At 35.3% G+C, this 20,192-nt stretch carries 18 protein-coding genes and 1 pseudogene; 5 read left to right on the top strand and 14 right to left on the bottom strand.

Annotated elements, in window-relative coordinates:
• Positions 1–63: 63 nt before the first annotated feature.
• Complete coding sequence (locus COD92_RS02895; RefSeq protein ID WP_255286617.1) at positions 64–1,131, bottom strand: alpha/beta hydrolase; 1,068 nt, start codon at positions 1,129–1,131, stop codon at positions 64–66.
• Positions 1,132–1,513: 382 nt separating this feature from the next.
• On the opposite strand from COD92_RS02895, the gene COD92_RS02890 reads away from it, so the two are divergent.
• A complete protein-coding gene (locus COD92_RS02890; protein ID WP_176541157.1) occupies positions 1,514–3,301 on the top strand; it encodes a sigma-54-dependent transcriptional regulator in 1,788 nt (595 codons plus the stop codon).
• Positions 3,302–3,526: 225 nt separating this feature from the next.
• Positions 3,527–3,667 (top strand): annotated as a pseudogene (locus COD92_RS33225) (glutamate:protein symporter); the annotation flags it as partial.
• Positions 3,668–3,811: 144 nt separating this feature from the next.
• Here COD92_RS33225 and COD92_RS32620 read toward each other — a convergent pair.
• Positions 3,812–3,934: a hypothetical protein gene (locus COD92_RS32620; protein ID WP_255295238.1), complete on the bottom strand. Its 123-nt coding sequence runs from the start codon at positions 3,932–3,934 to the stop codon at positions 3,812–3,814.
• A gap of 9 nt (positions 3,935–3,943) precedes the next feature.
• Here COD92_RS32620 and COD92_RS33220 point away from each other — a divergent pair, with 9 nt between their 5' ends.
• Positions 3,944–4,390: a LysR family transcriptional regulator gene (locus COD92_RS33220; RefSeq protein ID WP_098529546.1), complete on the top strand. Its 447-nt coding sequence runs from the start codon at positions 3,944–3,946 to the stop codon at positions 4,388–4,390.
• Between the two features lie 631 nt (positions 4,391–5,021).
• Here the strand turns inward: COD92_RS33220 and COD92_RS33215 are convergent.
• The 8 genes from COD92_RS33215 to COD92_RS02845 all read right to left on the bottom strand — a co-directional run bounded on the left by COD92_RS33215 (position 5,022) and on the right by COD92_RS02845 (position 13,480).
• Positions 5,022–5,168: a YetF domain-containing protein gene (locus COD92_RS33215; protein ID WP_098995884.1), complete on the bottom strand. Its 147-nt coding sequence runs from the start codon at positions 5,166–5,168 to the stop codon at positions 5,022–5,024.
• Positions 5,169–5,374: 206 nt separating this feature from the next.
• Positions 5,375–5,524, bottom strand: coding sequence for a GapA-binding peptide SR1P (locus COD92_RS31470; protein ID WP_141561068.1), 150 nt, complete (start codon positions 5,522–5,524; stop codon positions 5,375–5,377).
• Positions 5,497–6,531 carry a type I glyceraldehyde-3-phosphate dehydrogenase gene (gene gap, locus COD92_RS02870; protein WP_098995883.1) on the bottom strand — a complete coding sequence of 345 codons (1,035 nt, stop codon included), beginning with the start codon at positions 6,529–6,531 and terminating at the stop codon, positions 5,497–5,499. Before gap ends, COD92_RS31470 begins: the two co-directional genes overlap by 28 nt.
• A 176-nt stretch (positions 6,532–6,707) precedes the next feature.
• Complete coding sequence (locus COD92_RS02865) at positions 6,708–7,970, bottom strand: ribulose-bisphosphate carboxylase large subunit family protein (protein WP_098995882.1); 1,263 nt, start codon at positions 7,968–7,970, stop codon at positions 6,708–6,710.
• 198 nt (positions 7,971–8,168) lie between these two features.
• Positions 8,169–9,536 (bottom strand): four-carbon acid sugar kinase family protein, encoded by a 1,368-nt coding sequence (locus COD92_RS02860; protein WP_098995881.1) that lies wholly within the window; start codon positions 9,534–9,536, stop codon positions 8,169–8,171.
• 689 nt (positions 9,537–10,225) lie between these two features.
• Positions 10,226–10,987 carry a FadR/GntR family transcriptional regulator gene (locus COD92_RS02855; RefSeq protein WP_098995880.1) on the bottom strand — a complete coding sequence of 254 codons (762 nt, stop codon included), beginning with the start codon at positions 10,985–10,987 and terminating at the stop codon, positions 10,226–10,228.
• 231 nt (positions 10,988–11,218) lie between these two features.
• Entirely contained in the window at positions 11,219–12,199 is a 981-nt protein-coding gene (locus tag COD92_RS02850) for a 2-keto-3-deoxygluconate permease (protein WP_098995879.1), read from the bottom strand.
• A 171-nt stretch (positions 12,200–12,370) separates the two neighbouring features.
• Entirely contained in the window at positions 12,371–13,480 is a 1,110-nt protein-coding gene (locus COD92_RS02845) for a zinc-dependent alcohol dehydrogenase (RefSeq protein WP_255295237.1), read from the bottom strand.
• A gap of 1,200 nt (positions 13,481–14,680) precedes the next feature.
• On the opposite strand from COD92_RS02845, the gene COD92_RS02840 reads away from it, so the two are divergent.
• Entirely contained in the window at positions 14,681–15,433 is a 753-nt protein-coding gene (locus COD92_RS02840; protein WP_098995878.1) for a hypothetical protein, read from the top strand.
• Positions 15,434–15,638: 205 nt separating this feature from the next.
• Positions 15,639–16,622 (top strand): tyrosine-type recombinase/integrase, encoded by a 984-nt coding sequence (locus COD92_RS02835; protein WP_255295236.1) that lies wholly within the window; start codon positions 15,639–15,641, stop codon positions 16,620–16,622.
• Between the two features lie 475 nt (positions 16,623–17,097).
• Here the strand turns inward: COD92_RS02835 and COD92_RS02830 are convergent, their stop codons facing one another.
• From COD92_RS02830 to COD92_RS02815, 4 genes are all read right to left on the bottom strand, one after another.
• Positions 17,098–17,334: a hypothetical protein gene (locus tag COD92_RS02830; protein ID WP_098995877.1), complete on the bottom strand. Its 237-nt coding sequence runs from the start codon at positions 17,332–17,334 to the stop codon at positions 17,098–17,100.
• Between the two features lie 24 nt (positions 17,335–17,358).
• Positions 17,359–19,170, bottom strand: a complete 1,812-nt coding sequence (locus COD92_RS02825) for an HD domain-containing protein (RefSeq protein ID WP_098995876.1) — start codon at positions 19,168–19,170, stop codon at positions 17,359–17,361.
• A 187-nt stretch (positions 19,171–19,357) separates the two neighbouring features.
• Positions 19,358–19,591, bottom strand: a complete 234-nt coding sequence (locus COD92_RS02820) for a hypothetical protein (protein WP_098995875.1) — start codon at positions 19,589–19,591, stop codon at positions 19,358–19,360.
• A gap of 105 nt (positions 19,592–19,696) precedes the next feature.
• Positions 19,697–20,192: DUF1643 domain-containing protein (locus COD92_RS02815; protein ID WP_141561066.1), on the bottom strand; the 496-nt coding region annotated here is incomplete at its 5' end.

Here is a 20,192-nt window from a genome sequence, read left to right as displayed (position 1 = left end):
CTATTTCTGCTCCATCTCCTTCGTTTCCTGGACCCATTCCTGCTGTTGCATTATATAGTTTTCTTACAGTCTGTTTTTTAAGAATTGATATGCCATTTGATCAGCTTCATTTCCCATCGTTGGGCCATGGTTAGCCTGGGAAGATGATAAATACATTGCGTCCGCATTAGCAGATACTAGGGCTTTGTAAAGACCCTCGCTTTGTTCAATAGGCACGAGTGGGTCCTTGCCACCGTGCAAAATCATTATTGGTGGACAATCGGCACTTACATATGTAATCGGACTACATTTTTTTGCTAATTCTATATACTTCCAATCTGGGTCACCCGCGTTGCCGCTTTCTAGCAATTGATTCAAATCTATTAACGATTTTCCAGGTTCAGTATAGCCAAGAATTTGGGTTATCACAGTATCCATGGATTTGCCTGCATTATCGACTTCTGTTCCAGACAGATTCTGTATTGCTTCATTTGCGTCGTTCCTGAGGAGTGCTACTAGGTCAGTTGGAGCATAAAAAATTGTTGCTGCCCTTACTGCACTCGAATATTCTTGGTTACCGCCGACATCGCCTTCCATTTCACTGCAATTTGCGCTCATTGCGACCATTGCGGCTAGATGTCCACCAGCAGAGTTCCCCAACACACCAATCCGTTCGGGATCGATATGATATTTCTCTGATTTCGCCTTCAAAAACCGCACTACTCCCTTGCAGTCATGGATACAGGCTGGGAAAACAGACTGACTAGCCAAGCGATAGGATGGAGATACAATAGTAAATCCTTGCTCTACCAATCTTATAAGTTCCCGGCAATATACTGCTTTTTGAGTAACCTGCTTGTATTCTCCATACATCCATCCCCCTCCGAAATAATAAATGATGCATGGACCTGGCGTTTTCTGGTTAAGATCTTGATAGATATCCATTTTCAGAGTGTATGGCTCCCCATTATCCAGGGTTACCTCCGCAAAGGGAACATCCTCGTAGCGCGGCGGGCGCCCCGGTGGACATAAAGGTTTTACTTTAGGTATTTGTTGTTCCATACATTTTTCCTCCTTATAAATTTTCGCACGCGCTAGTATTAAATTAATGGCAATAATCGTAAGAAGCCCTGTTAAAAATTCCAGTTCCATTTATCTTCCCCGTATATAAAAGTAAAATATAAAAGATACCTTTGCCTTCTAATTAGGAAAAGGTTTCAGTATTGAAGACAAGTACTCCTATTTGATCTGTAGTTTCACCAAATTCATATCTCTAAATCAGAGGTCACTACAGTATTAACACCGTAATTAGAAAACTTAACTCCAGTATCAAGCGCTTCCGTAAAATCGTGAGCCATTATAAATACCCTTAACATTTGTTCACCATAATTGAATTATAGGTCTATACTCAACCTAAAAAAATATGATAATTTTTATTATTGTTACTTTTTGAAACCCTTCTATCAAAAACGTTACCACGATTCAAGTGTTCGTGGTAAACTGTTTAAATAAGAAACACATAAGGGGAATGTATATGCAAAAGATAACTAAAATCCTTGGTATAGCACCTTACGAAGAGTTAAGATACGCAATGGAAAATGTAGGATCTACTTTCTCTAATATTTTGCTAAATACGTATACTGGTGATTTGCAAGAAGGGAAAAATCTGGCCCTAGAGGCGATTCACAACGATTACGATATTGTGATATCAAGAGGTGGTACAGCTGAGTTAATCAGGAAGAATGTATCCATACCAGTTATAGATGTTTCAATATCTATTTATGACATTTTAGGAGCGATCAAACTAGCAAATAACTACACTTCAAAATTTACTATTATAGGTTATTCAAGTATTACCGAAACTGCACATTTAATTTGTGACATATTGGACTATTCCGTGGAAATATATACGATAGATGATTCAAGTGATACTTTAGGCCTGTTAAAATCACTGATGAAAAAAGGGATTAAATTAGTTCTTTGTGATGCAATAACAAATAAACTAGCACTAGAAATTTCTTTAAATACAATCCTGATTACATCAGGAAGTGAAAGTATAAAACGGACATTCGAACAAGCAATAGAGTTAAATATCCATCTTCAAAAATTAAAATTACAAAATAACTTACTTACTGAAGCTATTGAAAATTTTAAAACTGACTGCTTAATTTTATCCAGTCAGTTTGAATTGATTTATTCAAGTTTAGATACAGAAATTCATGACTCAATCTATAATTATTTACTTAATAAAAAAGATACTTCGTCATTCAATGAATCACATACTTTTTATCATTCCGTAAACAACACTCTATATAACTTAAAAGTAAAAATTTCAAATAAGACAAATGATATTTTTTATATTGTAACTGTTCAAAAATCTGTAACACCTATCATGAATTCTAAATTCGGTGTTACATATGAAGATAAGTCAGAAGTGGAACAAAAATTAAATAATAACTTATATAAAAATCCTATTATCACAAATGATATTTACGATAAAATTAAACAAATTAATTCAAATAATTCTCCAATTATATTACTAGGAGAAAGAGGTATAGGGAAATATATCGTCTCTCAAAGTGTATTCATCAGACAAAATAATAACAATAATACAATGGTAACGATTAATTCTAACTTACTAAATGATACAATGTGGAAACATCTTTTAAACACAAGTAACGGCCCTTTACTTGAGGTTGGTAATACAATCCAGTTTAATCACTTTGATAAAATTTCAAATGAAAACTTCGAAAAGTTAATCACTATTATTGAATCTACTAACTTACACCTAAATAATAGACTCATATTTATTTGCGAAAAAACATCTGAAGGTATTACATCAAAGTTCTATAAAGAATTAATGAATCGAATGAATTGTATAAGTTTTCTTCTACCTACCTTAAGAGAAAGAAAAAATGAAATACCGGCTATATTAACGATGTTTTTAAATAAGGTAAATATTGAAAACAATACTGATATTATCGGTTTCGAGCCCAATGCTCTGGCTACTCTTTCACAATATAATTGGCCAGGTAATTTCGAACAGTTAAAACAAGTTCTAACTGAATTAGTATGCTTATCTAAATCGCTATATATAACTAGTAATAATGTCAATAGTATTTTGGGCAAACAAAAAATTGTTGATAATATTTCTTATTCAGAAGCTGGAATGAATATTTTATTTAATGGTAGCAAAACATTACATGAATTTAATATGGATTTGATCAAACTAGTACTTGATCAAAATAATGGCAACCAATCTTTAACAGCTGAGCAGCTTGGTATCAGTCGAACAACGTTATGGAGATATTTAAATAAATAAAAAAGGCTCTTTGTCAATTGGTGTTAGTTACAAATTCTTATACATTTATAATGACTGGTTTAAGTTATCCAGCTGCTTTCTGTTCAAAGAAGAGTGACTGGATAATTTTTTTTATTTGATGAATAACTGTTAAAGGCTAAAAAAAATTCTCGCATGAAATTATTGCAGATGAATTGATCCACTTATGCGGAGAAGAGAGCCAATATAAAAGAACAACCTCTTGTAGTAATTAGAATTGTTCTTAAAGTGGCTCCGTTTGGAGTTTTTGGTTTAATCGATGTAACCGTTTCTAAGTTTTTTTGTGCAGCTTCATTGATTCCATTAGGAAAGTTAATCGTTACGACTTATGCTGCGTACTCAATCTTTTTTACTTTGGACTAGTAGCGGAATTATTTAAAATCAATATAACTCGAGTTTCTAAAACTTCTTAAGGCCCTTTGGAAAGAGCATGCACATCAACTCCAGTGCCTGGGTAAAAAAGATTAGCAAATAAATGACCGATTACAATCGCTACAGCGGTAGCGATTTCAAAATACCGAATGGTTCTAAACCTAGTTTCCTTAGACGCTTGGCACTACCCAATCCGGTAACCCCTACTACAATATTCGAAAAAACAATAGGGAGTACAACCATTTTAATTAAATGCAGAAAAATATCGCCTATGGGTATTTGATAAGTCTCAACGCTAGGATTTTGGTAAAAGCGGACATCCTCCATGTTTCCCAGTCAACAGTCACGCTTCATATTCAAAATATTGAAGACGAGCTCGAAACTCAGCTGTACGACCACGTCGGTGGGTCAGTTCAGTTAAATCCAACAGGGATCGGATTCTTACAGTACGCCAAAATTATTTTGGAGAACTACAACGAGAGCATAGAATATGTCGCAAGGCGTCTTCAGGGTTACCAGGAAACCATCAAGATCTCTGTAGCTACGGTCGTTGCAACAACATATCTTCCCAGCTGGACTAGAGAGTTTCGCAAAGTGAGTCCAGAAACAGAGTTCTCAATTGAAGTGACGGACTCGAGTTCAGTAATAACCAGCGTTATTAATCAGGAGTGTGACATCGGCATTGCCGAATTCCCGTAGCAAAAAAAAGAAAAAAAGAGGCTTCCCACAAGTTTGCGCAACTCATGAGAAACCTCTAATTTTAGGAGAGAAATGTTAGCAAGATGTTAGCATTCCGCTCCCCTCTTACATAAAACCCTCATATATCAAGGGGTTTGGGCAATGATTACATCATGCCGCCCATTCATTTTCATATATAATAGAAAGAAATAGTGTATAAAAAAAGGCTCTAAATTAACATTTATAAAAAACTCGACTTAGATTTTTAAATGCAATATAAAACATCGGAGGACAAACAGGAGGACAAAAGAGGACACATTTAGATGTAAGAATGTATTCAGCCCTTCTCCATTGAGTGGGGCTTTTTCCTCTTCACAATCCTTCTTCAACAAACACACTCGTAGCATAAGTGTATTTCTTCACATAGTTTTTTAATACTGAAAAATCAGCTGTTTTCCAATTAAGTTATAACGCCAATTATTGCCCCGCATAAATCTAATCTTCCTGGAGGATATTCAAATTCATATTCAGAGATAAACTATTTACACTCATGTATTTGTTCACTTGCAGTCAACAAGCTACCCAAATTTTTTTTTGTAAACTTATTATTCTCTAAAAAAAACGCCCCTTTCGTCATAGAAGGGACGTTTCTTTAGCGTAACAATATTAACACATGTTTTTCCAAAATCGACAATTCTCCATACGGTTCAAGTACCGCCAACTTTATTTTATCTATGGAAAAATATTCCTTTTGCCTTAACGTGCTTTTTAGTCTATCTCGGTCAATCTGCCCTACCACAGTAAGGTGTAACCCGTGTTCATTATTACCCCTGGTAGTTCAACTACCGTAATGATTCTATGGTATTAGCCACTCTTTGATCAAAGCGATACTTACATAGTACTCCGGAATAAAGGAGTGTTACGAGAAGAGTTATTAAAACATATTTCTCCATTAGGATGGGAGCATAGATGCTCTTCGCTAAACTCTCAGAAAAAAATCTATTTTTATTCTTCTTCTGGACTGCTGCATTTATCGTCTTCACACCGAGAATAATAAATGATGACTCTATTAGTATCAGCTGTATCTATAAACTTCCCGCAACGGTCACATATAATGGTCCCTAATACTAATTCAGAATCTTGGGAAACAACCATTCTTTTTCCATCCTTTCTTGAACCGTCTGAGCCAAATCAATTACCCTGCTAGCATAAGCCCATTCGTTATCATACCAGGCAAGTAATTTTATTTGATTATTTGTAGCCATGATTGAAAGCCCATCGACAACTGCAGATTTATCACAACCAATAAAATCTGCTGAAACTAAAGGGACATTTGTGTAAGATACATAATGATTTTTATTTAATTTTCCATTAAAAACTGATTTTACTTCATCTAGTGTAACCGCTCGTGACACTTCAATAGTTAGATCTGCTAAAGAAACATCTTGGGTAGGAACACGTATAGATATTCCCTCCACAAAACGCGAAAGATGTGGCAGTACATCCTCAAGTGCCTTGCCGACTCCAGTAGTTGTTGGAACTATCGATTGTGTACAAGCTCTTGCTCTTCTCAAATCCTTATGAGGGTTATCTATGTGCTTTTGATCAGAAGTAAAGGCATGAACCGTCGTCACCCAGCCTCTTTTTACTAGAAAAGCTTGATCAAGGATATTTAAAAGAGGAGCCACACAATTCGTTGTGCAAGATGCCGCTGATATGATTTTATGCTTAGAAATGTCTAACAGCTGGTCATTTACTCCCATAACGACTGTTAAATCCATCTGTTCACCAGGGGCGGTTACGATTACATGAGATGCCCCTGCTCTAAGATGTTTTTCTGCACCTTGACGGTGTGTGAATTTACCAGACGCATCCATGACAATGTCAACACCCATTTTCCCCCATGGGATATTCTCGGGTTCACGTTCTGATACTATCTGAAAATGTTTTCCATTAATGACGAGATTACTATTTTGAACTGAGATATCTGCATCCCAGGTTCCATGAACAGTATCATATTTTAATAAATGAGCAACGGTTTCGGCCGGATAAATCGAGTTAATGGCTACTAATTTCAATGATTTATTTGTATCGGATAAAATCTTTCTGATTAACAGCCGTCCAATTCTTCCAGTACCACTAATACCTACTTTTGTATCCATATCAAGCTACATCCCCTTTATTTGTTTAAACATCTGATTCAATGATTGCAAATGTAAACCTATAGGATGTCAAGGGTGTTATCTATCTTTTTTAGCTGTACATCCAATTAAATTCCAGACTGGAGTTGGAAGAAATCTGCAAATGCCGCTCCAAGTCCGGCAGCACCCGCACATTTTCATTTCCCAAATTTCTCAATGGCCTGCGCTAACTCAAAGTGAGTCTCAGCATATTCATGGAGAGATACACCAGAAACTGCTGCTTCCCACCCTTGAATCATGCTTTTAACCCCTGCTTCAGAACCACCTGGGTGCCCAATGATTCCCCCACCTGCCAAATGCATTACATCAATCGTTTCCATCGACGAGTAGGAATCTGGTGCAGTTCCTGCCCATTGGCCGGAAGATAATACAGGCATCACGGTATAACCGCCAAACATCGGGGTTATACAATCTTTTACTGATTTAATTACGGACTCGTTAGACTCATAGAACTTGCTGTCGAGAGCATTACAATGCAAATGATCCACTCCGGCCAGGCGACACATCTTTTGGTAAGCCGTAAATTCCATTCCTAACTGCGGGCAGCGGGTCATAGCTCCCCATTGATTACGGTGTCCGTGAATGGGAACCTCACTATATTTCCGTAAATGTGCAACACCAGCTAGCCCAACGCTGTTGATACCGACCATCACGCAAGTTCCACCGGCTTTTACAACTATTTCATGGTTACGTTCGAGCTGGTCTATGTCATCCGTAATATTAAAGGCATACATAACCTTTTTGCCTGTTTTATCTGCGACCCTTTCGATTTCTTCCATTACCGCTTTAACACGGTTTTTCAAAGGAGCGTAAGGAGGATTCGCGTTGAGTTCATCATCTTTGATAAAGTCAATTCCAGCAAGCGCCAGATCTCTTACCACTACACGAAGTTCGTCAGGTGTTAATCCAATACTAGGCTTCACAATCGTTCCTATAAATGGACGATTGTACACATTGGCTAATTTCCTCGTTCCCTCAATCCCAAATTTAGGTCCAGGATACTTTTCCATAAATGCATGAGGCAACTCCAAGTCCATGAGCCTCAACCCACTAAATTCACGGAGTTCATACAGATTCCCTGCCACAGTGGCCAATAGATTCGGTATTGAAGGGCCAAAGTTATGTAAGGGGAATGATAAAACGATCTTCCCTCGGTGATAGGAAAAGGATCCATTGGATCCTTTAGGTGGTTTGGATCCGGGCAAAGTAGGAGTAGACACTACCTCTAATTCTTCAATCGACACCACCTTGGCTGAAAACTTGTCCTTAAGTTCTTCTGTTTCTCCAGGAACAGCAATAAAAGTACCGGTAGATTGCTCACCCGCCATGACTTTTGCAGCATATTCCAAATCATAGGGTGTCTCAATGTGATATGTAGCAAAAACACGATCCTGACTCATTGGTAACTCTCCTTTATAGTTGAAATTTTAAAAAAAATTAAATTTAGATATGCGGTCCGAATTTTACATTTTTTTGTTATGGTGATCTACTAAACTAAAAAGTTACTAAAACCATTAAAGGAAATCCATGAACCATTCTAATGAACCCTCGAACGTCTAGCTCCTTCAACACATCTCATAGTTTCTTCTTTCTTTCCCTCAAGCTTCCTTGATTTTAACAAAGAAATCAGGGCTGCCCATCTGACCACCTTTTAAGGCGATTTCGATACCATTCATAATTGGATCTGAAGAATAGCCACAGCACAACGGAACACCTGGATCAACTTGAAGAATCATTTCCAATGCAAAGAGTTTCAATTCTTTTGTCACAAAGCCCGAAGTATCCCCTCCGGCAGCAATGATTCGGCGAATATTTGTTGCTTTTATAATTTCCAATGTCCATTTACCTAATTGACTACCAATCAACTCGCCTGATTCCCTTTTCTCGATTCCCATCTCATCAAAAAGTCTGCGAGTTTCATCAATAGCGGGATCTTCTGGTCCTTGAGCTGTATATAAAATAACACTTTTTCCGTTTTGGATATGTTTAATTGCCTTTTCCAATAGATTTTTTGGCAGTTCTTCTTTATTAATAATATCTTGGGGAGAAACTTGAATTCCCACGAAACCTTCTTCACTTGCCGTTTCGATTTGGAGTTTGGTAATGGGTGAACAGCTGCCTGCAACAACAAGAACTTGTTTGGCAGCAGGTATTTTTGTTTGCCCATTATTGTTGCTTGTTGCCTGCAATCCTTGCCGATTCCATTCAGCTGTTAATGCATATTCAACACCTGATGATCCGACAACGAAGCGCAAGCCTTCTTGGCCTTTTTCCCATATTAGTCGGCCAACCGTTTGACTATGGCTATCATCTAACGCATCAAGAAGTATGATACCATCGTTTGATTCTAATTTTTGCTCATACACTTCTTTAGCATTACGATAAGCTCCAGAGAGCTCCACCACATCCATCAAACCAATTTGCTTGGGTGTTTGAAATTGCTTATTTAAATGAACTCGTAAATCTGATTCGTTCATAGGTGTCATTGGATGTTTTGACATAGTTGGATGCCTGTCCAACCGATAAACCGTATCATACATTTTTGCAAAATGGTTTCCAAATACCGTATACCTTCCTAGTGGCGGTGCTGCAACAAAAAGCGGCACTGTTTTTTGTGATTCTTCCGTGTAATCAAGCGCAATTTCAATTGCTTTACCAATACTGCCAACATCCGGATTTGAATCAAATGTTGAACATGTTTTATAGTGAATCACATTCGTTCTCAGCTTAAATAATGCCTCAAACACTGGTCGTAATTCTTGCTCCATTTCTACTGGATTTTTAGCCCTGCTGGTTCCGGGAACTCCAATACATTGAATACCTTTGAAGTTTTCCAACATGTCTGGTGAAGGCGGCTCCAAAAATAGGATTGTGCGATACCCGTTTGATGCTAACGCTTCCATTGCATCCGTAGACCCAGTAAAATCATCTCCGTAAAAGGCAAGCAATAAATTATTTTCAGACATTCCTACACTTCCTTTCTGTTTATGTTTTTTTAAATAATGTTGAACCAGTAAGATCTGCTTCCCACCCTTGTTTTAACTTTAAACTCCTACGGAAACACCACCTTCACAAACATTTCCTGAATTAATAACTTTCCGCTAATTCATCAGACGTATTCCATTTATTTTTATCTTTCGTTAAAAATTTGTCTGATGTTATTATTTAATCTGATTATATACTATGCCAATATTAGCCGTCAACAACAAAAATCAACTGCCTAATTCGAGGTTTTTACCATAAAAAGACTACTTTTTATATAAGAGGGGGTATTCTTTTGTCTGATGTTTATTTTAAATATCAACTTAATTCATCATCGAACAATTCATTTGTATGATGTTTAAACAATTGAACTTTCTTACACTTCTAAGTTTTTGTTTAGGAAATAACTATGGACCAAGGAGGAAGTTGAGGGTCTATAAGAGCAACAAAGGTAAAGGGAACAATACATATAGGACTCATTTAAGCTATAAAAACTAAAATAAAATCTATACAATTATCCTTAATAGAGTAAGGAATAAAGCCAGCAAAAACTGTATAGTAAAAAAGGCAAAAATAAAGGGAACGGTTCTAACTTTCGTTCAAAAGAAACAAAAGAACCACCCCCAGTCATACCAGCTAGGCATTCAAGAAAATGCAACCCATTATTCAACCACTATTCTGACATTTTACTATTTTCATTTTTATTGATCCATTTTTTCCATAAATTAAGAGCTATTTTGACACCGTGAATCCCAAGATAAAAATCCTTGTTTTCTATTGCTTCAATAATAATCCTATGATTTTCTGATGTTGGTTCCTTGTCCTCACTCTCAATTTGACCAGAGGCATAGTTTTCCAAGATCATGGGTGAAAAAATCTCAAATGAAAACAAATAAACCTCTTGCATGAGCTTATTTTTGGTGGATGCCGCTAAGGCTTTATGGAACTCCGAGTCCAATGTATGAAGCCTTTCATAATCTTCTGGATTATTTTCAATGCACTCTAAAAAATCTTGATAATTTTTTCTTAGTACTTCAATATCTTCCTGAGTTGCATAAGAAATGGCCAATTTAACCACTGCAATTTCAATCTGTTCACGGAAATCAACCAATTCTTTCAATTGCATATTGTTTAAAATCATTTTAAACAATAGGGATTGAGAAATAGAAATATCTTCAGGTTCCGATATATACGTACCGTCCCCTCTCCGGATTTGGATAATATTAATCGCTTCTAAAATCTTCAATGCTTCCCGTACAGAGCTCCTCCCTACATTTAATATTTCACTCAGTTCGATTTCTGTAGGTATTTTATCATTAGGTTTTAGCTCTTTAAGAATAATTTTATTCTTAATGTAGTCTGTCACTTTATTTACAGCCGACTTATTATCCAATGATATTTCACTTTTAACGGCCGCTGATGTAAGTAGGTCCATCTCATCATTCACCTTTAATCCATATTTTTTAATTTTGAACCCTTCTTATATGTTTAAATAAAAATAACCATTCATTTTGAATTATACAGTAATTAGCTTAGTCTTAAATATACTTTTAAAACTTAATGAAAGCAAAAAAAGAATCGAGAAGGAAAGCTTTCCTTCTCTTTAAGACAATTTGCGATCCCAAGTGATTTAAAGGTCAGTTAAATCTACAAGAATTTGGATCCCCTACGCTACAATATTATTAGCAGACTGTGCTTTTCTTTTTTCTACTCTTTTCGCATACCACGTCGTCATAATTGGGACTAAAACGGCTGTAACGATAACAGCTGCTGATACTTGAAGTGTCGCACTTGCTGCAACTTCACTATATATAGGTTGAACAGCAGCAACAGCTAATGGTACAGCTGCAGCATTTCCGGCGGTAGTTGCAGCAGCCATACCCCCTACACCATCTCCACCCGTGACAAAGTCCAATATAACTAATACAATCCCAGTAATCACAACAACAGCTAGCCCTAGAAGAATACCGGATAGACCAGCTTTAAATAAATTACCCAGGTTGATTCCACACCCAATTGCTAAACCTAAGAAGGGAATAAAGAGGCTCTCACCTACACTTAAAAACTCCCTCATTTTTTCATCCAGGTTTCCAAGAATCATCCCAAGGACCAATGGTATAATGGTAAATACAAATGCCGTAACTGGAAAGCTCGCTAAACCAGTAGCACCTAAAATCAGCATAGTGAAGAATGGCCCAGATTCAAGGGACATCAGAGAATAAGCCGCAATATCTTCTTGCTTCTTGCCTAATTGACCCATGAGAGCCATATAAATAGCGCCGTTTGTATCGGAAAAAGCAGCCACAATCGCTAATGCAGATAATCCTAAAAATAAATTATTTTGATCCGGAAAGATTGCTTTAATCAGGAAAGCAATTAAAAAACTTGTTCCAATTTTTCCAAGCCATAAGGATCCGCCTTTTTTTAGGATGTAACCGGTTGCATTAAATCGTATAGTTGAACCTAAACATATGTAAAACCCACCGAGCAGCGCTGTGGTTCCAGTTAGTAATCCCCCGGTAAAAGAACTTTTAAATTCAGGCAAATCAAAAACACTCGGAAAGAATGTGCGAATTACTGCTCCTAAAAGCAAAGGGATTAACATCATTCCTGCAGGAAATTTATCAATTGCGGCTTTTAATTTCATCTATAGACTCCCTCTCCATACTATTATTTTAGATTCTTATTTACCTCGAACGACTATTAATAGAATGTTAGTTGTTCTTACTATAAATACAAGTAGCCTTTATATTATAGCCTACTTGTATTTATATACCTTTTTACAAATTCGCATTATTGCCGAACTCTGCTTAGGCTATTATTTGTCCTTTAAAAACATAATCTTCCCTGATCCTTGTTTAAGTTGTTCAAATGCTTCATCCACCTGTGAAAACGAAAAGCGATGTGTAACGACATCGAGAATATTTATTTTCTTCGCCTCAACTAAAGCTGATAGTTTATACCAGGTAGACCAAATGCCTCTTCCAAATAAACCTTTAATTGTAGCGCCTTTTAAATTAATGCTTTGTGTAATATTAATTGGAATAGAACCGCCAGGATGACCCACTGTTACTACTCTTCCTTCTAAACGAAGGAAATCGAATAGAGTTTCATAGACTTTAGGAGAACCAGTCATTTCGAAAATAAAGTCTACTCCACCTCTCTCCGCTGTCAATTCTTTTACAACGGTCGGAAGATCTTCTGTCAGTGAATTAACACCAATCGCACCAAATTTTTTGGCCATATCGACTCTGTACTGATCAATATCAACAGCAATGACCCTTGAGACCCCACACGCTTGCAGGATTTGGATAGCTAAAAGACCAATTGCTCCACACCCAAAGATGAGACATGTATCACCTGGCTCTAGACCAGACAATTCCACTGCACGCATGGCAACACCGGCTGGTTCAAATAAGGAACCTTCCTGGAAAGAAACACTGTCCGGCAATTTAAAGCATACACTTTCCGGAGCAATGGCATAATCAGCAAAACAGCCGTCGCAGCTCGTTCCATAAATACCCATATTCATACAGTTATGGGCATTGCCTGTTTTACATTGAAAACAATCACCACAAGGAATATGAGTCTCAAGAGATACTCGGTCGCCAACTTTAATCTTTTTAACATTACTGCCGACTTCCACAACTGTTCCAGCGCATTCGTGACCAACAATAAACGGAAATTTCACATTAAATTTTGAGGCAAAGTCCTTTGCTGATTGCCCCCACTTAAAGTAACTAATATCCGTTCCGCAAATATTCGCTGCTTCTACATCAATTAATACTTCATTCGGTTTTGGTGTCGGTTTCTCTACTTCTATATAAGAGAACCCTAGATGCTCACCAGTTTTTACAACCGCCTTCATTATATGCTTTTCCTCTTTTGAGGATAGGTGAGATTCTCCTACTTTCACGACAGTTTCCATTTTACTGCACCCCTTGGTAAGATTTTTTTGTTCATAACTTTAATCATGATCTTTTCGATAAGCTACCAGTTCTACTTATCCAGTAAACTATCATATTTTCATGACTCTATGAACGCGTTTATATTTCCAATTATACCCATTAACGTCAGAGGGTTGAGCAAAGTCCAGTGGTTTTGTCCGCGTCTGCACTTAATGCTATACATTATTATTCATTTTCGCACACCTAGTAAAACGCTTCCACGAAATGTTGAAATTTCATTGTACACGATAGCTTTAACTCAAGATTTCCTTACCTTAAGTCCGCCATAGCTTTCTCATATTCCTCTGCAGTTGGACTTTTTTTGCTGTCTAGCATCTGTTCTCCCACTCTTCATACTATTAAAATACAATGCTGTGATGATATCGGCGGATAATAAAGCAGGACCTGAATATGATGGATTTTTTGATATTAAAACAATATCAATTATTCCCTGGCGAATTTGATTTGCCATAATTTCCAATTATTACCTAAAAGTTTAATTCTTTGTTTTTGTCTGATGTTTTTTTGTCTTTAAACATTCCCTCCTTTTGATTTGTATGATGTTTTTATTGTTTGTAATTCCAATAAAAATTCATTTTTTATCATTTAATAATGAAATTGTATATTATAATGGGTTTATTCGTCAATATTAATTTTTAAAATATTATGTATTTTTGATAAATAACTAACTTTTGTCTGATGTTTAATGAAATAATATAACAAATGTAATTATATATCGATAAATTCATATGATGACTTCGTGTTTCCGAAGGGCATATTTCCTTTTAAATCAATAACAAAATTACTAGTAAAATCCACAACAATATTAAATTGAACCTAGAGGCGGCCATATAAAAGTGTAAGAATCTGTTAGTGGAAGTACAGGGGCTAGCCCCTAAGCCTACATCTATTTCAACGTCAATCGTATCTCAGTCCACTACATTAGTGCATATACAATTATTTAAAACAAATTCCGTCACCAGTAATGCCTCAATCATGGAATATAGGATAAATATTAGCTGAAGCCAGCTCAGACTAGTCACCTGAGCATAAAACCGTTTTCTCCTGAATCGGTGGCTTCTTATTTTTTTGGACAAGAAAAAAACACCGACAGTAGGTCACTGTCGATGCTTTTTCTGCACCACTGTAAGCACTGTTTTAATGCTTTGTATGGGAGAACAATGGGGGAAACATTTAATCCAGAAGGGTTAGCCTGGGAATTTTCAAAATTAAAAAACGAAAAAGAAATAAATGAGTTTGCTAAGAGATACGGCCTACTTGGGATTAGCACGCCCGGTCATATGGAAATAAATAAAATTAAATTTATGAGAGATCTTTATCAAGACTCTACTTACTTTATCGATTTACCCATTGGCCCATCTGATTGCGAACCTATAGAATTATGGTTTTTTCATATAAAGCAAATGCAAAAGCTACTAAAGCTATATCAAGCATTAGTCAACATTCATAAGGGAGAAATGCAAGAAAGTGAAATTGAAGATATTTTATTAAATGTAAAACCACCTATAGGCGGGAGCTGCCAAATTTTATGGTGGGATGAATCATGGACCGGGTTCACAGCTGCTGAGGAGGAAATGGAAAAAGAAGAGAGTCTATTAAAACTGGCTCAAGGGATACTTGCTCAAAAAGTTAACTCAATTGGGAACCAAGACATTAAAAGGATTCCTGAAACAATCGTAACAGGTAAACCGCCTTTAGGATTCACCATAAAAGAGTGGAATTACACTTCACATCTGTTAAGGGCTATTTATCGTGATCTATGGCACCTAGTATCTAATAATGAGCCTGTTCATATATGTGAAAATCCAAATTGTAAGTTGCCTTTTAAAAAGGTAAAGCGGCAAATATACTGTTCAAATGCTTGCAAACAAGAAGCTTATCGAATTAGAAAAGCATTACAGGAGTCTTCATAATTAATAAAGGAGGCCATTAAGATGGCAAAATTCAAGCAAAGAGGAAAAACATGGAGTTATCATATTTATTTAGGCTTAGACCCCCTTACAAAAAAAGCGTAAGGAGATATCTAAAGGCGGCTTTAAAACACAACGAGAAGCAAAGGCAGCAGCACGCGTTGTTGAATTAGAAATTCAAAATAGCACTTTTACCAAAGAATCCGATATGCCTTTTGAGCAATTCGCCCAGGATTGGTTAAAAACGTATAGCCGCAGTGGTGTTAAGATAAGCAGTGTGAGAGCTCGAGAAAAGGAAATGAAGCATTTTACCTCTGTTTGGGGACTTTATCCAATCAGCCGCATTACTAAGAAAATGTATGAGGAAAGGATTCTGGAATTAAACGAAAAATACAGCCAAAATTATATGGATGGTATTCATGCTTGCGGAAGAATGATTTTTCGGAAAGCATTAACCCAAGGACTGATAAAAAGTAATCCTACTGAGGATTTCAAAATGCCTAAAAAGCAGCAAAGTGTTGAGGAACTGGAGAAAGCAGAAGAGGATATTGTTTTTCTTGAAAAAGAAGAGCTTGCCCATTTTCTTAAATTAGCCTATACAGACGGGCTTGAAATGGATCATCTTGTCTTCACGGTACTTTCCTATACCGGATTACGAATAGGAGAATTATTGGCCTTAAAATGGGGGGATTTTAACGAAAAGCAAGGTACTATCCGAGTTACTAAAACTCTTTATAACCCTAACAATCAATTTAAAAAATATCAGCTTTTAACGCCAAAGACAAAGGGCTCTGTCCGTACAATCAAAATTGATGAAATGCTAATCAATATGTTAAAGAAGCACCGACTTAAACAAAATGAAATTAAATTAAAATACAGACTTGCTTACCAAGACAACGGATTTATTTTTGCTCGAGAGGATGGTCATCCACAATTAAGAAAAGTTGTAGATACCCGGCTTAAAAGGCTTCTGAAAAAAGCAGAAATAGAAAAGAACATTACTCCACACTCATTTAGGCATACCCACACTTCATTATTGATTGAAGCTGGAGTTGGCATTAAAGAAATACAACAGCGGCTTGGACATACAGATATTAATACTACAATGAATATCTATGCCCATATGACCGCCAATATGGAAGAAAAGGCCTCCCAACAGTTTAGCAAACTGATGAAAGACCTTCTCCTATAGTTAGCTTTTTGTCATAGGTTGCCTTGTTTTTTATAAAACGAGGACAAATTCGAGGACAAGAAAAGCATATTATCATTTTAAACGTTGATATAACAAGGTTTTAAAACCCCAATTACATCATGCCGCCCATGTTTCCTCCCTTTTGTACTATGTTTAACGTGAGTTAACAAATAATGATAAAACTGCGCCTTTAATAGGTTTTAATTTGTTTATAAGAGTAACATCTTTAACGAAAATTAATGGAGTAACACAAGGTTATGTTACCCTTTTGTTACTCTTGCTTTCTATCGAACTTGCACAGTGGAGATCTCTCTCCCTTCAAGGAAATCCAGTGCGATTAATATAATATTGAAAAAACAGGCCTAGCTTTTAGGCCTGTTACAACACATGCTTTAAAGAAGTATCTTGAATAGGATTCGTCCCACTCACGAAAGCCCGTTTCGCTATGGCACAAATTATTTCTTAGATCCTTGAATTATGCTCTCTCAACAAATTTTTTCCCTTTTTCAGTAATTGAAAGTATATCATTATTTTTTTCTAAAAGCCCTTTAATTACTACAAGCTCTACTAAATCATCTAGACTAAAAATACTTGTAAAATACATATCCTTTCTTTCTTTCACCACGCTGGTTAAATGACTCCTTTTGATATTCCCTTCGGAATTCACAATATTCAAAACATTATTAACTTTCTTCTCTACCAAAGTAGACATATTAAATCACCCTCCAGTTAAAATTTAAACAGGAACATTAAAAGCAGTTTCAATTCGATTTTTTAAAAAGTTGAAGATTTCTTGTTTTACTTCTTCAATAATTTTATCATTTTCCTTAATTTCTGTTCCAATGATAAAGATATGCAAAAACTGATCTTTATAGGTCTCTGAAGCATCCCCTAGCGTCTCCAAATATGGAGAGAATCTAGAAACAGGAATGCGTTCTTTTTGGTTTTCTTTCTCTACGATGAGATGTAGGTTAGAAATTCCATCGTTCATTTTAATCACTTTTGGTTCACATAAAGAAACTAGTAAAATAACATTATATTTACTTTTTATTTCTTGTTTAAATGCTGTAAAGTCAGTTGCTTTTGTTACATAATACAATTCACTTCTAAACTTCGTAATATTTTTTTCATAATCATATTTTTTTAGATCAAATTTCGTTTCTAATTCATCAATTCTTATATCAGGAAGCGATTGCTTTAACATTTCCTTTAGAGGACTCTTCGGAAAATTGCTTTCATCATACAATTTTTCTATAAATTCGTGGAACATATCATACCTTTTGAAATATGTATAAACATGCTCCGTTTTTCTAAATAGAATTATCTCTAATAGGTTCTTTATTTCCTTTAACTCTAAGTCCTCTATTTCTGATTTATCTAAAATAACATAAAATTTTTGTATTAATTCATAATACCAATTTTCATTACAATAATAATACTGTTCATCTTGTTTTTTCCATAAGTAGTCAAAATTATTTTCTATAAGTACTTTTTTCAAATCCCCAAACTTCTCATCCTCAGAAAAATAGATATCTATAAATGACAGAGATAATTCTTTAACTATTTCGTCCATCCTAGTCTTATTATGATGATAAATTAAATATTTATAGGTAAGATATCTCTGGTGATAGAAACTCTCAATTGCTGATAAAGCTTGGACTTTCGGGAGAAATTCATATTTTTTTATGTCACCCTCCATATAAGACACTATAGCAAAATTATTTATCAATCTTTCTTTATCAAATAATCCTAATTCTAATCCTGAAGAATAAGGATCCCTTAATGAATAATCAAGGCGGTCTGCATCAATCTCTCCAGAAACTATCTTGTACAAAGAAACGATAATTTCGTTAGAATTTGTATTACTTAAGATTTCTCTTGTTAACTCTCTACAAATATTATGAAAGGCATTTTCGTACTCAGGGATTATAACGTCTAACAATTTTACGCCAAAAGCTTCATGAAGTTCTTTCTCTAATGCAATTGATTTTAAATGCTCTGACAGTTCTTTTGGCTTATCATTTTCTATTACTTTTTTAAAACCATACTCCACAGTATGACTAAATGGAAAATGACCGATATCGTGCAACAAACAGGCTAACCTTACACTTTGAAATAATACAGCCCTTGCAAACTTTCTTTTTTCTGGGCCGTATTCTTTAATATATCTAGCATCTGCTAAAGTATTCAAACCATACTTGATAAAAGATTTATCATTTTGCTCAGAATATTTTTTAATTGCTTCATCAAAATTGGAGGAATTGCTCCTAAGGTAATCGTAAGCATCATCCAAATAATCTATAGTATAGTTTTCCTCTTCAAATAGATTATTTGTAGCATTTAAAAATATGTCTCCCCCTATTTGCATACATCCTAATGAGTGTAAAAATCGATCATTTCGATTAGATGGGTAAGTAAAATATGCTAATCCATTCTGTGTTATAAATCTCATTCTTTGAAATAGTTTGTGCTTCACTATCTCTTCCTCTACCTCAGTTAAGTAAATATAATTGTGTATGGGATCTCTTATACTTGCACCGTTACTCATTGCTTTTCCCTCTTTCTTGGTAAAAAATCACTCTACTACTATAAATAATTTCTTCTAATGATAATTATCCTTTGACGAATCCCGACAGTCATTTTTGTCCCGTCTATGAAGAAACCTATAATGTTTATTTTAGTAAATCATGGTAATTTTGGGAAGTGTTTTTTATATTCCATACATACTTTAAATACTAAGAGTCATCTGAACTTTCTTCATTTATTTTTCTTGTTTTTTTATAATCTTCTTCAGTTGCATTTTCCCACTGTGCATCTAAACACAACTGTGCAAATTCATTACTACTAATTTGTGGATATGTTTTATGTAATTTTCTTAACAAGAATTTTAATTGCTCTTTAGTGTATAATCCATCGAAGTAATCTGTATAAATATTAACTAATATTGGATAAATTTTTTCTTTATTCATTTACTTTTTTCCCCTTCAAGAAGATCCATTCATACTCTCAATAAGTAAAATGAAGTGTACCACTATTTCACTTTAATAAAATCACAGCGTCAATATCCATATAAATTAATTCAATGAAACAGTATAAAAGTGCTCTATTTTACATCTCATTAAACCAGTAAGTGTAATAATAATTGGGTGTCTAGGATTTCTTTTTTGAGTAATTATTTCATCCCGTGTACTTGTAAAAACAAAAGTGTTTTCTTTACCAAATCTTTTAGCTGCTATTAAAATTCTAGAAGTTAATTCTCTATGATACCATTCATCAACGTTATCTGGTGGGTCCCCCCACCCATATACTATATAATCCGCCTTTTGAATTCCCCTTCTAATTTTCAATAAATTAGCTTCTAACAAATCTTCATAACCGTTTCTTGTTTCACAGAGTTCATTTAACAATTCATATAGTTTACTTGAATCTGTCTTATAGAAAGGAAATAAGTTTACGATTATAACAGTTTTAACGTCAGGAACTACGCTATCTAATAATGAAGTTTGACTCCTTGTAAAATCCAAAACCTTTTTAACTGTTTTGTCACAACTGTGAAAAACGGTGTTAAAA

It is taken from the genome of Bacillus sp. AFS037270 (genome assembly GCF_002585305.1).
This window is presented reverse-complemented; position numbering and strand designations above follow the sequence as displayed.

Excerpts from the sequence above, each read along its gene's own strand:
- COD92_RS02820 (WP_098995875.1), bottom strand. The coding sequence starts at position 19,591 with ATGAATAAAGAAAAAATTTATCCAATATTAGTTAATATTTATACAGAT.
- COD92_RS33220 (WP_098529546.1), top strand. The coding sequence starts at position 3,944 with ATGCAGAAAAATATCGCCTATGGGTATTTGATAAGTCTCAACGCTAGG.
- COD92_RS02835 (WP_255295236.1), top strand. The coding sequence starts at position 15,639 with ATGCCTTTTGAGCAATTCGCCCAGGATTGGTTAAAAACGTATAGCCGC.
- COD92_RS02850 (WP_098995879.1), bottom strand. The coding sequence starts at position 12,199 with ATGAAATTAAAAGCCGCAATTGATAAATTTCCTGCAGGAATGATGTTA.
- COD92_RS02890 (WP_176541157.1), top strand. The coding sequence starts at position 1,514 with ATGCAAAAGATAACTAAAATCCTTGGTATAGCACCTTACGAAGAGTTA.
- gap (WP_098995883.1), bottom strand. The coding sequence starts at position 6,531 with ATGGATACAAAAGTAGGTATTAGTGGTACTGGAAGAATTGGACGGCTG.
- COD92_RS31470 (WP_141561068.1), bottom strand. The coding sequence starts at position 5,524 with ATGGTTGTTTCCCAAGATTCTGAATTAGTATTAGGGACCATTATATGT.
- COD92_RS02860 (WP_098995881.1), bottom strand. The coding sequence starts at position 9,536 with ATGTCTGAAAATAATTTATTGCTTGCCTTTTACGGAGATGATTTTACT.
- COD92_RS02825 (WP_098995876.1), bottom strand. The coding sequence starts at position 19,170 with ATGAGTAACGGTGCAAGTATAAGAGATCCCATACACAATTATATTTAC.
- COD92_RS02830 (WP_098995877.1), bottom strand. The coding sequence starts at position 17,334 with ATGTCTACTTTGGTAGAGAAGAAAGTTAATAATGTTTTGAATATTGTG.
- COD92_RS02855 (WP_098995880.1), bottom strand. The coding sequence starts at position 10,987 with ATGGACCTACTTACATCAGCGGCCGTTAAAAGTGAAATATCATTGGAT.
- COD92_RS02845 (WP_255295237.1), bottom strand. The coding sequence starts at position 13,480 with ATGGAAACTGTCGTGAAAGTAGGAGAATCTCACCTATCCTCAAAAGAG.
- COD92_RS02895 (WP_255286617.1), bottom strand. The coding sequence starts at position 1,131 with ATGGAACTGGAATTTTTAACAGGGCTTCTTACGATTATTGCCATTAAT.
- COD92_RS02840 (WP_098995878.1), top strand. The coding sequence starts at position 14,681 with ATGGGGGAAACATTTAATCCAGAAGGGTTAGCCTGGGAATTTTCAAAA.
- COD92_RS32620 (WP_255295238.1), bottom strand. The coding sequence starts at position 3,934 with ATGGTTGTACTCCCTATTGTTTTTTCGAATATTGTAGTAGGGGTTACC.
- COD92_RS02865 (WP_098995882.1), bottom strand. The coding sequence starts at position 7,970 with ATGAGTCAGGATCGTGTTTTTGCTACATATCACATTGAGACACCCTAT.